Annotated in this window: 12 protein-coding genes; 7 read left to right on the top strand and 5 right to left on the bottom strand. The window is 59.8% G+C overall.

Going from position 1 to position 13714, the window contains the following annotated elements; genetic code table 11:
• Positions 1-12 precede the first annotated feature (12 nt).
• The 3 genes from ACVWYZ_RS08595 to gatA all read left to right on the top strand — a co-directional run bounded on the left by ACVWYZ_RS08595 (position 13) and on the right by gatA (position 2454).
• A complete protein-coding gene (locus tag ACVWYZ_RS08595; protein WP_414342512.1) occupies positions 13-351 on the top strand; it encodes a hypothetical protein in 339 nt (112 codons plus the stop codon).
• A gap of 107 nt (positions 352-458) precedes the next feature.
• Complete coding sequence (locus tag ACVWYZ_RS08590; protein ID WP_414342514.1) at positions 459-755, top strand: hypothetical protein; 297 nt, start codon at positions 459-461, stop codon at positions 753-755.
• 181 nt (positions 756-936) lie between these two features.
• On the top strand, positions 937-2454 hold the full coding sequence (gene gatA, locus ACVWYZ_RS08585; protein WP_457466802.1) for an Asp-tRNA(Asn)/Glu-tRNA(Gln) amidotransferase subunit GatA: 1518 nt from the start codon (positions 937-939) through the stop codon (positions 2452-2454).
• A 17-nt stretch (positions 2455-2471) separates the two neighbouring features.
• On the opposite strand, the gene psb28 is transcribed toward gatA, so the two are convergent.
• From psb28 to gyrA, 4 genes are all read right to left on the bottom strand, one after another.
• Positions 2472-2786 carry a photosystem II reaction center protein Psb28 gene (gene psb28, locus ACVWYZ_RS08580; protein ID WP_011433213.1) on the bottom strand — a complete coding sequence of 105 codons (315 nt, stop codon included), beginning with the start codon at positions 2784-2786 and terminating at the stop codon, positions 2472-2474.
• A gap of 31 nt (positions 2787-2817) precedes the next feature.
• A complete protein-coding gene (locus ACVWYZ_RS08575) occupies positions 2818-3993 on the bottom strand; it encodes a glycerate kinase family protein (RefSeq protein ID WP_457466801.1) in 1176 nt (391 codons plus the stop codon).
• 78 nt (positions 3994-4071) lie between these two features.
• Positions 4072-4437, bottom strand: coding sequence for a DUF760 domain-containing protein (locus tag ACVWYZ_RS08570; RefSeq protein ID WP_457394414.1), 366 nt, complete (start codon positions 4435-4437; stop codon positions 4072-4074).
• A 209-nt stretch (positions 4438-4646) separates the two neighbouring features.
• Positions 4647-7202, bottom strand: a complete 2556-nt coding sequence (gyrA, locus tag ACVWYZ_RS08565; protein WP_457466800.1) for a DNA gyrase subunit A — start codon at positions 7200-7202, stop codon at positions 4647-4649.
• A 191-nt stretch (positions 7203-7393) separates the two neighbouring features.
• Here gyrA and ACVWYZ_RS08560 point away from each other — a divergent pair, with 191 nt between their 5' ends.
• From ACVWYZ_RS08560 to ACVWYZ_RS08545, 4 genes are all read left to right on the top strand, one after another.
• A complete protein-coding gene (locus ACVWYZ_RS08560) occupies positions 7394-7708 on the top strand; it encodes a hypothetical protein (RefSeq protein ID WP_457466836.1) in 315 nt (104 codons plus the stop codon).
• A gap of 4 nt (positions 7709-7712) precedes the next feature.
• Positions 7713-8867, top strand: coding sequence for an RNA-guided endonuclease InsQ/TnpB family protein (locus ACVWYZ_RS08555; protein ID WP_457466835.1), 1155 nt, complete (start codon positions 7713-7715; stop codon positions 8865-8867).
• Between the two features lie 162 nt (positions 8868-9029).
• Entirely contained in the window at positions 9030-10736 is a 1707-nt protein-coding gene (locus ACVWYZ_RS08550; RefSeq protein WP_457466799.1) for a SulP family inorganic anion transporter, read from the top strand.
• A 69-nt stretch (positions 10737-10805) separates the two neighbouring features.
• The gene (locus tag ACVWYZ_RS08545) at positions 10806-11645 is read left to right on the top strand and encodes a DUF6671 family protein (RefSeq protein WP_457466798.1); all 840 of its coding nucleotides are present in this window, start codon (positions 10806-10808) and stop codon (positions 11643-11645) included.
• 127 nt (positions 11646-11772) lie between these two features.
• Here the strand turns inward: ACVWYZ_RS08545 and ACVWYZ_RS08540 are convergent, their stop codons facing one another.
• Positions 11773-13353, bottom strand: a complete 1581-nt coding sequence (locus tag ACVWYZ_RS08540; protein WP_457466797.1) for an iron uptake porin — start codon at positions 13351-13353, stop codon at positions 11773-11775.
• Positions 13354-13714: the final 361 nt, after the last annotated feature.

The following is a 13714-nucleotide window of genomic DNA, read 5'->3' as shown; positions in this document are numbered from 1 at the left end:
GCTTCAGTAACCATGACGCCCGAGCAAGAACAGTGGCTGATTCAAGCCATCCAAGAGTTGCAAGCCTCCCAAAGAGAGCTGCAAGCCTCCCAAAAAGAATTGCAAGCTGCCCAGCAGGAGCTGCGTCTTGTCCAGCAAAACCAGCAGGTTTTGATTCAAGAGCTGCGGGAGGGACAGGCGATGCTGGCGCAGTTCTTTCGCGAGTCAATGGATCGGTTTGACGAGCGCACCCGAGCCATCGAACGGCGCACAGAAGCACTGGAACGGCGCACCGACCAGATGGCGGAGGAGATGAGAGAGATCCGGCAAGAGATTCGGGATCTGCGCCGCGACTTTTTGGAACGGCGGTAACTTGGGCTCAAGCGCTCTGCGTTGCTAGTGTAACCATCCCCGGATCCTTCTCCCAGGAGGAGATTTAGGGTGGTAGGATTTCCTTGTTCTGTAGCGCCTTGGTAACCATGACACCTGAGCAAGAGCAGTGGCTGATTCGGGCCGTCCAGGAGTTGCAAGCTGCCCAGCAAAACCAGCAGGTTTTGATCCAAGAGCTGCGGGAAGGGCAGGCGATGCTGGCACAGTTTTTCCGGGAGGCGCTGGATCGCTTTGACGAGCGCACCCGAGCCATTGAACGGCGCACGGAAGCTGTGGAGCGCCGCACCGAAGCTTTGGAACGGCGCACTGACGAGATGGCCCAAGAGATGCGGGAGATGCGGCAGGAGATTCGGGATCTGCGCCGCGATTTTTTGGAACGGCGTTGACTGCCAACAGCCCAGGCGCTCGGCGCTGCTGATGTGATCATCCCTAGATCCTCTCCTAGCAAGAGAGGGAGATCCACGAGATCTTTAGGGAGTTAGGGTTGGGAAGGGATCCCATCTGGATTAGTCTAGAGGGAACTTGGTCTGGCCTCATCGGCGTTTGCCATTCCCTGCGAGTTTGCCTATGTCTGTGATTCGCGCCCTACACAGCCAGTTGGTAGCCAAAGAGCGCTCGGCGGAGGAGATCGCCCGCGAATACTTGGAGCGTCTCACCCAACTGGAGCCGCAGCTCAAGAGCTTTATTACTGTGACCGAGGAACTGGCTCTGCAACAGGCCAGGGCGGTGGACGCCCGCATTCGGGCCGGGGAGGCGATCGGCCCTTTGGCCGGGATCCCGTTAGCTGTCAAAGACAACCTCTGTACCCAAGGGATCCGCACCACCTGCGCTTCCCGGATGCTGGAGGGGTTCATTCCCCCCTACGAGTCAACAGTGACGGCGCGGCTGGCGGCTGCGGGCATGGTGACGGTGGGCAAGACCAACCTAGACGAGTTTGCCATGGGCAGCTCCACGGAAAACTCCGCCTTTCAGCGCACCGCCAATCCCTGGGATCTGACGCGGGTGCCAGGGGGATCCTCTGGGGGATCGGCGGCGGCGGTGGCTGCCGACCAAGCGGTGGTGGCCCTGGGCTCAGATACGGGGGGATCCATCCGCCAACCGGCAGCTTTTTGTGGGGTGGTGGGCCTCAAGCCCACCTACGGGCTGGTGTCTCGCTACGGGCTGGTGGCCTTTGCTTCGTCTTTGGATCAGGTGGGGCCGTTTGGGCGCACGGTGGAGGATGTGGCCCTGCTGCTGCAGGGGATCGCCGGCCATGACCCGATGGACTCCACCAGCCTGAAGGTGGATATCCCGGACTATAGCCAGGCTCTGATCCCGGACATCAAGGGGTTCAAAATCGGGGTGATCCGCGACTTGCTGGGGGAAGGATGCGGCGAGGAGACCCGCGCTGCCGTGCAAGCGGCCATTCAACATCTGCAGGAACTGGGGGCCGAGATCCTGGAGATCGACTGCCCCAGTTTTCGCTACGGCCTTGCCACCTATTACATCATTGCCCCTTCGGAAGCCTCTGCCAATTTGGCCCGCTACGACGGGGTGAAATACGGCCTGCGGGAACCTGCCGACTCGCTGCTGGCCATGTATGGCAAGACCCGCGCCCACGGCTTTGGGCCAGAAGTCAAGCGGCGCATCATGATCGGCACCTATGCCCTCTCCTCGGGGTACTACGACGCCTACTACCTCAAGGCTCAGAAGGTGCGCACCCTCATCAAGCAGGACTTCCTCAAGGCTTTCGAGAAGGTGGATGTGCTGGTCAGCCCCACCACCCCCACCCCAGCCTTCAAGCTCGGCGAGCGGGAGGATCCCCTCAGCATGTACCTGTGCGACCTGATGACGATCCCGGTGAACTTGGCGGGATTGCCGGGATTGAGCCTGCCCTGCGGGTTTGCCGATGGCCTGCCCATTGGCCTGCAAATTGTGGGCAACGCCCTACAGGAGAGCAAGGTGCTCCGCGTGGCCTATGCCTACGAGCAAAGCACCGACTGGCACAAACAGCGCCCCCCGTTGGAAAAGCCCAAGGAATCCGCTCCTGCCCAGCCCAAAGCCAAGAGCAAGTCCGGCAAAGGCAGCAAAAAATCCAAGGGCTGAGGAGGGAGAGGTGGAAACTAGGCCATGCCCATCTGGTTGGCCGCCGAAAAGCGCTCCATAAAGCGCAGGAAGCGATCCCACTCTGCCTCGGTTTCCATGTCGTAGGTCACTTCCAGGGCTTTGAATTCCCCGTTCAGGAACTTGGCCCTGATGTTGCGGGTGGTCAGCTCCCCTTCCTCATCGATCATCCGCATGCCGAGGATGTTTTGCGTATCGGATTTTAGATCCTCGAAGCGGAAAATCGCGGATCCCCGGTTGCCGGTCTTGGATTTCAGCACTCGCACCTGGGTGGGCACCTCTTGGATGCCGGGGGAGAACTCGATACTGGCCATGATGTCCTACGAAACACGATGATTTAAGCCATTATAACCGGCCAATCCCCGCATCCTGCTCCAGAAAATCTCTCAGCTCCTGGGCCGTCATCTGCTCCAGGTATCGGCCAGCCTGCCGTTGGGCTTCTGCCACATCGGGGATCCGGTCGCACAGGGCGCCAACCCGAAGGGGAAGAGGCTGGGCTGCCAACCCAGCGCGCGCTGCCGGAGTCACCTGGCCACAGAGGATGAGCAGGGGTTTTTGGGCTTGGATAGCCTGCTCCAGCACGGCCCCCACCACCTTTCCCATCGTGCTTTGTTCGTCGAGGCAGCCCTCTCCGGTGACGACCAGATGGCAGCGGCGGATGCGCTCCGGCAGGGCCAATTGCTGGGCCAGCAAGCGGATCCCGGACTCCAGAGTGGCCCCCAAAAAAGCCACCAACCCTGCTCCCGCTCCCCCTGCGGCTCCGGCCCCCGGGATCCCGGCCACTGCCCGGCCCAAATCTCGCTCCACCACTTGAGCCCACTGCTGCAGCGCCTGCTCCAACTGCTGCACCTGGGAAGGGGTGGCGCCCTTCTGGGGGGCAAAGACGGCGGCGGTTCCCAACGGGCCAGTGAGGGGGTTTTGCACATCGCAGAGGCCGCGGACCCGTTTCCCCTGCCAAACAGGCTGTTCGGGGGGCTCGATGCGCGCCAGCCGGGCCAGCTCCGCCCCACCCCAGCCGATGGGATCCCCAGCTCCATCCAACAGGCGATAGCCTAATGCCTGCGCCATGCCCGCCCCTCCATCCACGGTGGCGGATCCCCCCAGTCCTATCCAGATCTCGGCAATAGGCTCTCGGCAGACGGCCCGCAGCAGCTCCCCCAGGCCGTAGGTGGTGGTGCGGGTGGGATCCCGCCGCTCCGGTGGCACCAAGGTCAGGCCAGCCACCTGGGCCAGCTCCAACAGGGCCAGCTCTCCTGCCACCCCGTACTCCGCCCAGACGGGATCCCCCAGGGGGCCGGTGACCCACAGACCCTTTTTCTCTCCCCCCAGCGTCGGCAGCAATACCTCTAGGGTGCCCTCTCCCCCATCGGCCAAGGGGAGCCGCTCCACCTCGGCCTCCGGCAGCACCTGTTGGATCCCATGGGCTATGTGCTCTGCCGCCGCCGTGGCTGTTAGGGATCCCTTAAAGCTATCCGGGCAAACCAAGATCCGCCGGGGCGCACGCTCGAATTCGGATCCCATCTTTCCCAGCCCGAACTCGATGGACTCAACGTCTGATCTGCAACAGCTCCCGGCGGAAAGCAGCTCAAACTCGGGCGGCTAAGAATGGTCGGCCTCCGGCTGAGAAGAAGAGTCGGAAGCGGGCGAGCTGCCCAAGGATTGCTCCAGGGCCAGACGCTGCTCCATCACCCGCAGAAAATAGCCGCCCATCATCGCGCCGGAGAGCATTTTCGCCAGGCTCTCGCGGTTGGTAATGATCTGAACCCCGAATTGATCGGAGGGCAAGCTCCCCACCAAGCTGCGGATGTTGTGGCCCAAGATCTCCAGCACTTCCGGGGAAGAGTTGCGGGCAATATCCTGAAAGACACTGGGATCCTGAGACTGCAAGTATTGCCAGAGCCGGTTGTCGGGGCTCGGAGTTTGCACTGCCTCAAAACCAGGGATGAAGTTCAACGGGCTCGCCATGGAGTAACCCAGCTCCACAAACACAGCAGATGCCATCCCAACCGGGCCGCTCGGCCTGATCCCACAGGCCTTTGCCGTTCCCGGAATTTGGGCTATTCCAAAGGTAACACCCCATCTTTACCCCCCTCGGTACGGGATCCCACCCCTCTGCGGCGGCAAATGCCGTACCTGGAATCCCCTATATCAGAGACTGAAGCTGGGGCCTCAGATCAACAGCTTTCTTCCGAGGGTTCATCCGGGGGCTCTTCCTCGGCTGCGGCGGGATCCCCGACAAAAGAGGCGGGTACCACCGTTACCCCCACGATGCTGTCTTCGGGATCCAGGCGTTGCACCAGTACTCCTGTCGCCTCGCGGGATTGGGTGGGAATGGCCTTGGCCAACTGGCGCATGACAATGCCCCTGGCGGTTACCAACAGGATCTCGTCTTCGGCATTGACGATGCGCAGGGCCGCCAGCTCGTCCGACGCCTGGCGGAACTTGGTGGCGATCACCCCCTTGCCGCCGCGGTTTTGCTGGCGGAAATGGTCGATGGCCGAGCGCTTGCCCCGCCCTTCTTTGGTGATCACCAGCACCCAAGGGTTGGTCAGCCTCTCCCCCTCTTGTTCGGCAGCCATCACCGACTCGGCAGAGATAATATCCATACTGACGATGTCATCGCCGGAGTTGAGGGTCATGGCCCGCACGCCCCGGGTGGCCCGTCCCAGAGGGCGCAGTTGCTCGTCATCCGCCCGGAAGCGAATGGACATGCCTTGGCGGGTTGCCATCACCACATCGTCGCTGGAGCGGGCGCGGCGTACCCAGCGCAGTTCGTCGTTTTCTTCCAGAGAGATGGCAATCAGGCCGTTGGAGCGCACATTGGCAAAGGCGCTGAGGGCCGTTTTTTTGATGTAGCCCCCGCGGGTCAGCATCACCAGATATTCGTCCTCGCTGAACTTGCTTACGGGCACCATGGAAGTAACCCGCTCTTCCCGAGTGATCGGCAGCAACTGAACGATGGCGCTGCCGCGGGCGGCGCGGCTCCCCTGGGGGATCTGGTGGGCGGGCAGGGTATAGACTACGCCCCGATTGGTGAAAAAGAGGATGGTGTCGTGGCTGCGACAGGCAAAAAACTGTTCGATGGCATCGTCTTCTTTGATGCGGGCGCCGGCTTTGCCGCGGGTGGCTCGCCCCTGCACCTGGAACTCCTCAAGGCCCATGCGCTTGATATAGCCCTGCTCGGTTAGAAAGATAACCGTCTCCCGATTTTCGATCAGATCGTCCGTTCCCAGCTCCCCATCCTCCAAACAGAGGCGGGAGCGGCGCGGGCTGGCAAAGCGGGCTTTGAGCTGCTGCAGCTCTTCGCTGATGATCTGCATCACCCGTTCTCGGCGGGCCAGAATATCCCGCAGGTCGGCAATTTGCCTCACCAAGTCTTCGTGCTCGGCCTGGATTTTTTCCGCTTCCAGGGCGGTGAGGCGGCGCAGTTGCATCTGCAGGATCCCGTCGGCTTGGGCTTCACTCAGGCCCAACACCGCCTGCAATTCCTCTCGGGCTGTGGCGGTATCGGCGGCTCCCCGAATGAGGGCAATCACCCGATCCAACTGCCCCAAAGCCAAGAGATAGCCCTGCAGCAGGTGATCCCGCTCTTCGGCTTTTTGCAGCTCGTAGCGGGTGCGCCGCTCGATCACCTCTTCCCGAAAATCCAGAAAAGCCTGCAGCGCGTCCCGCAGGGTCAGGGTGCGCGGCTCGCCGTTGAGGATGGCCAGCATGTTGACCCCGAAGTTGGCCTGCAGGGGGGTTTGCTTGTAGAGGTTGTTGAGCACCACCTGCGGCTGGGCATCCCGCTTTAGCTCGATCACCACCCGCATGCCGCTGCGGTCGCTCTCGTCGCGGATGTCGGCAATGCCTTCCAGTTTTTTCTCGTTGACCAGCTCGGCGATCTTCTCAATCATGGCTGCCTTGTTGGTCTGGTAGGGCAGTTCGGTGATAATGATGGCGTCCCGAACCGGTCGGCCCCGCTGCTCGATCGTCTCCACCCTGGCCACTCCGCGCAGGGTGATGGAGCCGCGCCCGGTGGTGTAGGCTTCGCGGATACCCTCTTGGCCCATGATCAGCGCCCCGGTGGGAAAGTCAGGAGCCGGGATCCACTGCATCAACTCCAGGCTGGTCAGGTTGGGGTTGTGGATGAGGGCGATCAGGCCGTCCACCAATTCGCCCAAGTTGTGGGGCGGGATGTTGGTGGCCATGCCCACGGCAATGCCGGAAGAGCCGTTTAAGAGCAGTTGCGGGATCCGCGCTGGCAGCACCAGGGGTTCTTGCTGGGATCCGTCGTAGTTGCCGACAAAATCGACAGTGTTGGCGTCAATATCTTGGAGCAGGGCTTCTTGGGCAAAGGCAGTCAGCCGACACTCGGTATAGCGCATGGCTGCCGGCGGATCGTTGTCCACAGAGCCGAAGTTGCCATGCCCATCCACCAGCCGCTCCCGCATGGAGAAATCTTGAGCCATGCGCACCAGCGCATCATAGACGGCCTGATCCCCATGGGGATGGTATTTCCCAATTACATCCCCCACCACGCGGGCACACTTGCGGAAGGGGCGATCCGCCGTCAGGCCCAACTCGTGCATAGCGTAGAGAATGCGGCGGTGCACCGGCTTCAGGCCATCCCGCGCATCTGGCAAAGCCCTCCCGACAATGACGCTCATGGCGTATTCCAGGTAGGACTGCGACATCTCCCGCTGCAGGTCGGTGGAGATGATGCGCGCCGTCGATTCGTTGTCGCTCATGGGGTTGGGTTATCCGTAAGGGATCCCAGTCGGCCTTGGCGCAGTGGGTTAATGGAAGTTTATCGGGAAGTAAACCCTGACCGTGGCAGACTGAGGGTGATTGAGTTAAGCAAAGAATTTTTGTACTCCTAGTCTACCATTCGCCCTTTGTGAAGGCCGGCTGACTTCCAGCAGGAGATGCCTAGTGGTTCATCGGCGGCCCTCTCTACAGCCTCATGGATCGAGATTTACAGATGGGCCAAGCGGAGCTGATCGTCACCTTGACCGGCATCGACGATACCTTTTCCCAAACCATCTATGCTCGCCACTCCTACTTGGCCGATGAGATTCTCTGGAACCACCGATTTGCCGATATTCTCCACCTGGACAGCAATGGGCATCGCTATGTGGACTACTCTCACCTATTTTCGGGCTGGAGGCCGCACCATAGCCGCAGGCTTGGTGCCGGGAGGAAAGCCCGCCTCCATATAAGTGTACTGGGACAAAACCTGGATGAACTACAATAAGCCCATGAGCCAGACCATCTCTGTACGTTGCAAGCTGATAGTCCCACAAGAGTTGCGTCAAGAGATTGACCGCACCTTGCAGGGATTTGCTGACGCTTGCAACCAGATCCTCGACACCGCTAAGCGTGAAAAGTGCTGGAATACCGCCAAACTGCACCACTTGGTCTATCGACCGGTAAGAGCAGCAACGGGGTTGAAAGCCAACCACGTCTGTCAGGCACTCCGCCGTGTGATTAGCAACGCCAAAGCGGTGAAACAAGTCCACAAGTTTCGCCCCACCAGCCTGACTTTGGATGTACGTACTTTCGAGTACCGAGAGTCCGAACAGGTTGTTGGTGTAACACTGATGAGTGGACGGGTTCGGCTCAAGCTCAAGATCGGCGGCTATCAGATAGCGCTTCTGCGGGGCCAGAAGCCAACAAGCGCTACTCTGTCCAAGACCAAGCAAGGGGAGTACTACATCAACATTGCGGTTAAGTTGGACACTCCCCCAACTGGCAAGACTCCTAAGGTAATCGGAGTTGACTTGGGCAGGCGGGATATCGCCACCGCTAGTAACGGACGCTCTTGGGGTGGAGAACACATCCAGGCCGTCCGCGACCGGTTCAGCCGTGTACGCGCCAAGGTTCAATCCAAACGCACGAGGTCGTCTAGAAGACTGCTTCGTAGGCTCTCTGGGAGAGAACGGCGCTACCAGACATGGCTGAACCACAACATCAGCAAAACCTTGGTCAGGGATGCCCAGGCTATTGGTGCGGCACTGGCTTTTGAAGACTTGACAGGCATCAGAGATTGCCTGAATCAGAAGTCTCGAAGTAAGGCTGAGCGGCGCAGGACTAACAACTGGGCGTTCTACCAGCTCAGGATGTTTGTAGCCTACAAGGCTGCCATTGCTGGAGTGCCTGTGGTGCTGGTGCCGCCTGCCTACACCAGTCAGACCTGCCACAAATGCCTGCACATCCACCCTGAGCGGGGTAAGTCCTACCGCAATGGTAAGTCGTTCAAGTGTGGACACTGCGGGTGGGAAGGGGATGCTGACCATAACGCTGCTCAAGTAATCTCTCTTCTTGGGGCGACTGTAAACTCGCCCGAAATTCCGAAACTTAGCTGTCCTCTGGGGCCGCTAGGGATTGGGATAAAGCTCGCACTCTGCGCATAGCGCGGGTGTCGGGTAGTTTACACAACTCTACCGGCTCAAGCCCCATGCCCTCGCTTGGAGGGGAATCCTTGAGGGAAACTATAGAAGAAAATCTATTCTCTAGCATGATCTCTATAGTAACGTTCAATGATAGGCTGCCCATAGCGTGGAGGGCTTTGGGGCATGCTGAGCCAAGCGAAAGAACAACAGTCCGGCGGCAAGAGATTTCTGGATTGGCACCGACGTCTGAGCCTAGACAACTGGCGCGGGGATCTCTTCGGCGGGTTGACGACGGCGATTGTTTCCTTGCCGATGGCCTTGGCCTTTGGGGTGGCTTCGGGGGCAGGGCCGGTGGCGGGCTTGTACGGAGCAGTATGCGTGGGCTTTTTTGCGGCTCTGTTTGGGGGTACGCCCACGCTCATCTCCGAACCCACCGGGCCGATGACTGTGATGATGACGGCGGTGGTTGCTAATGTTACAGCTCGTTACCCGGAGCAGGGGCTGGGGCCGGCCTTCACCGTGGTGATGCTGGGGGGCTTATTTCAGATCCTGTTTGGATCCCTGAAACTGGGCAAGTACATCACCCTCATGCCCTACAGCGTTATTTCCGGCTTTATGTCCGGGATCGGCTGGATCATGATTTTGCTGCAGATCCCGCCGCTGCTGGGCCACACCAGCCAGGGGGGAGTGATTGGGGCGGTGGAGAACCTGCCGACCTACCTGCTCAACCTCAAGATGCCAGAGCTGGGGCTGGGGCTGCTGACGCTTGCCATCCTTTTTGGCTATCCCAAGCCCTGGCGACGGGTGGTGCCGCCGCAGTTGGTGGCTTTGCTCGTGGGCACGCTGGCGGCCAGCTTGTTCATGGCCGATTGGGATTTGCGGCGCATTGGCCCTATCCCCACCGGTTTGCCGCAGTTGCAGTGGCCGCAGTTGCCCTTTGCTTCCCTGGCCAACTTGGTGCTGGATGGGGTGGTGCTGGGGATGCTGGGCTGCATCGACACCCTCTTGACGGCAGTCATTGCCGATAACCTCACCCGCACCCGCCACGACTCCGACCAAGAGCTGATCGGGCAGGGGATCGCCAATATTGTCTCTGGCTTCCTGGGGGGCTTACCGGGAGCCGGCGCCACCATGGGCACAGTGGTGAACATCCAGTCGGGCGGACGTACCCCTCTAGCCGGCATTACCCGAGCGTTAATCCTGCTGATGGTGGTGCTGTTTGCCGCTCCCCTCACGCAAGGGATCCCAATGGCGGTGCTGGCAGGGATCGCCTTTAAGGTGGGGGTGGATATCCTCGACTGGAGCTTCCTCAAGCGGGCCCACCGCCTTTCCCTCAAAGGGGCAGCCATCATGTACGGAGTGATGTTCATGACGGTGTTTGTGGATCTCATCGCTGCAGTGGGAGTGGGAGTGTTTGTGGCCAACTTGCTCACCATTCAACGCCTCAGCGAGATCCACTCCGAAGAGGTGAAAGCCATTACCGATGCCGATGATGCGGTGGATCTCACTCCCCGTGAGAGGGAATTGCTGCGCCAGGGATGCGGGCAGGTGTTGCTGTTTTACCTGAGCGGGCCGATGATCTTCGGGGTTTCCCAAGCCATTTCCCGCCAACATCAGGCGGTGGCCTCCTGCCAAGCGCTGGTGGTGGATCTATCAGATGTGCCGATGCTGGGAGTTTCGGCGACGCTATCCTTGGAAAATGCCATCCGCGAGGCCCTGGATCGGGGCAAACAGGTGTGGATTGTTGGGGCCAAGGGCCGGATCCGGCAGCGCCTAGAAAGCCTGCATCTGCCACTGTCCCCAGAGCGGTTTGTGGACAGCCGTGAGGTGGCTTTGGCCGAGGCTGTTGCCCAGTTGGGCTTGCCGCTCGAGGCCAGTCCCCTGGTTTGAGTAACCCCAATTGGCCTGAGCCACAAAGCTGCGGGATCCGTTTGCCAGATCTAGGTTAAGTCTGAGTCTATGCAATGGAAGGGTCGGGTCGCCTACTTGGCAACCATGCATCGCAAAGAGCAGGTCATCGGCCCTCTCTTGGCCGAACATTTGGGGATCCAAGTTCAAGTAGTAGCTTTCGACACCGACCAACTGGGCACCTTCTCGCGGGAGCGGCCCCGACCGGGGGATCCCATCCACACTCTGCGCCTGAAGATTGCAAGGGCTTTGCAGGATCATCCTGAAGCTCTGGGCTTGGCCAGCGAGGGATCCTTTGGCCCCCACCCCCAGATCCCTTGGATCCCTTGGAATCAGGAGTGGGTCATGCTCAGGGTTTTTGAACCCGGCGCGGAGCCCTTGGAGCTGGTCGGCTATGCAGAGAGCACCCAAACCAATTTCAGCCATCGCTGGGTGCAGAGCTGGGCAGAAGCGCTGGACTTTGCCCAAAGGGCGGGTTTTCCCCAGCACGCTCTGATCGCCCTCGACCAGCCAGAAAAGCCCCAGGTTATCCACAAAGGAATCCAAGACGAAGCAACCCTGAAGCAGGTGGTGGGGGAGCTGCTGGCTCGGCAGGGTGGCCTGCATCTGGAAACCGACATGCGGGCCATGTGCAACCCAACCCGGCTCCAAGTCATCGCAGCCGCCACCCAAAACCTAATCGCCAAAGCCCAAAGCCTGTGCCCGGCCTGCGGCACTCCCGGCTACTGGCGGATCCGCTCGATCTCTGGACTGCCCTGCGGCCAATGTGGCGCCCCCACCCCCGTGGCCAAGGCTTGGGTATATGGCTGTGCTCGCTGTTCCCACACCCACACCGAGCCTGTGGCAGAGCCCTGGGCGGATCCCGCTCAGTGTGCCTTTTGTAATCCCTAGCTTTGTCCCAAGCTTGACGTCAAGCCCAGGCTTTCATCCCCCCAGAGGGGCTGATGTAAGAAAGTAGGGATCCAACCCAGTGGATCCCTACTTAGCAACTTGGATGTCAGCGCAGGGATTTTAAGAACTAGAAAGTAAACACAGCTCGCAAAGCCCCCACGCCAATGGTTGGGTCGTTGTCTCCGGGTCTGCCGCCATTGGGGTTGCTCACAAAGTAGGCAGCAGGCGTTAGAGTAATGTACTCGTTGACCGGGAAGCTGTAGTAGACGTCCACAACGAAGGGGCGAGTATCCCACACTCCGTCGTTGTCTGTGGTCACGATTGGCTGCCCAAATACAATCCCGCCTGTGGCACCCTCCACAAAGAGGTCGGGGAAAACAAAGCCAAGGAGGAAACCATTAAAGTCTTCATCACCCGGATCCACAGTGCCAGCCGGTACCACATTGGGCAGGTTGTAATCCACATTGCCAGCCGTAAACCAGCCGGATACGGTAATTCGAGGGCTAAGCTCCCAGTTGGCTGCGACTGTAAAGGCGTTTACCCGCGCAGAGACATCGACCTGCGTTCCTCTTACCGGCCCGCGGAAGAGACTTTTACCCGTGGCCAGGAAGGTGGGGCCGTCATTTGCTTGCTGCAGATAGGTACTGGCAAACTGCAGGTAGATCTCCAGGTTTTCGTTCGGCAAGAAGCCCAGCTCAACGACGTGGGCGCTATCATCACCTGTCAAGCCACTGTCGCCAAAGCCTCTCCCCAGAGCTTGCCCTCTTCTGGTGCTGTAGGCGTAGGCTAAACGAAACTGGTCGCTCAAACGGTAGCGAAAACCAAATAGGGTTCCGCTGGGCACATCTGCCGTAGATTTGGGAGCATCGGCAAAGTCCGACAGGGCATCAAAGGGCGTGCTGTACTGCAGAACGCTCCCCACTCCCGTACCCGTAATGCCCGTGTAGATAGTAGCAGCGCGGTCGAAAGCAGGGAATTGATAAACTAGCTGGGCCAGGGTGAAAGTGCCACCGCCACCACCGCCAAAGCCAAGGCCGGGATCCCCCTCAAAGAACTCAGTCACAGCATCGCGAGCTTGGAGACGAATGCGCAGGCGATCGCGACCCACAAAAGAAGCATCGAAGTTCAAGCGTACCCGATAGGGAAGAGTCATGTTGGCTTGGTTTTGCTCTGCTACTACCTTCCCATCAACAACTCTGTCTTCCGTGAGAGCGCTGCCTACAACAGCGGCGATGACTTGGGCATTCAACTTGGTAACCGGGTTGAAGACCTTCCCTTTCAAATCAGTAACATCGGCTTCCAGGGCATCCACCCGCCCGCGCAGGGCCGCCAGCTCGGCAGCAAATTCTTCTTGCAAGCGCTGCAGCGTGGCCAAGTCTTCCTTGGAGACTTTGTCGGCCAAACCGGCTGCAATCAACTCATTGATGCGATCCAAGCAGGCGTTCATACCGGCGGCAAACTCAAAGCGAGTCATAGCCCGGTTGCCGCGGAAGGTGCGGTCAGGGTAGCCGGCAATACAACCGTAGCGCTCCACCAAGGATTGCAGGGCTTGGAAGGCCCAGTCGGTGGGCTGCACATCCGAAAGCTCAGAGATGGAGGTGACCGGCCCGGTAGCTTGGGCATAAGCCACTCCAGGGGTCAGGATCGCTGCTGCGCCCAGGGTGCCAGCCAGCAGCGTTTTCCAGTAGTTCGCGTGTTTCGCGGGCATGTTTCTCTCCTTGTTCTTTTCCTCACACCTTTTTGGCTGTAGAAGTGTCCTCATAGAAGCGACAAACTGCCTACCTCAACAACGAGCCTGGCAATCGCGGACTCTGGGAAGACATGATACAGCCGAAGTCCACATCGTCTACCACTTTACACACTTTCTGGGCAAGACTCAATGCGAGACCCAACTGCGGTAGATGATCGAGGCTCGATATCCACTACTCTACCTCAGGGATCCGGCTCTGGCTAGCGGGTGTATCTCAAAGTAAACTACCCGACCCTGACTGCTTCGCAGTACAGGGCGGGCTTAAGGCCTCCGGCCCGCTGGCGCGAACGGTAGCCCTGCAGTTGGCAAGCCAACCACG

Source organism: Thermostichus sp. MS-CIW-37 (assembly GCF_054060065.1).
Note: the sequence above shows the minus strand (reverse complement) of the source record. Positions and strands in the feature narration are given on the sequence as shown.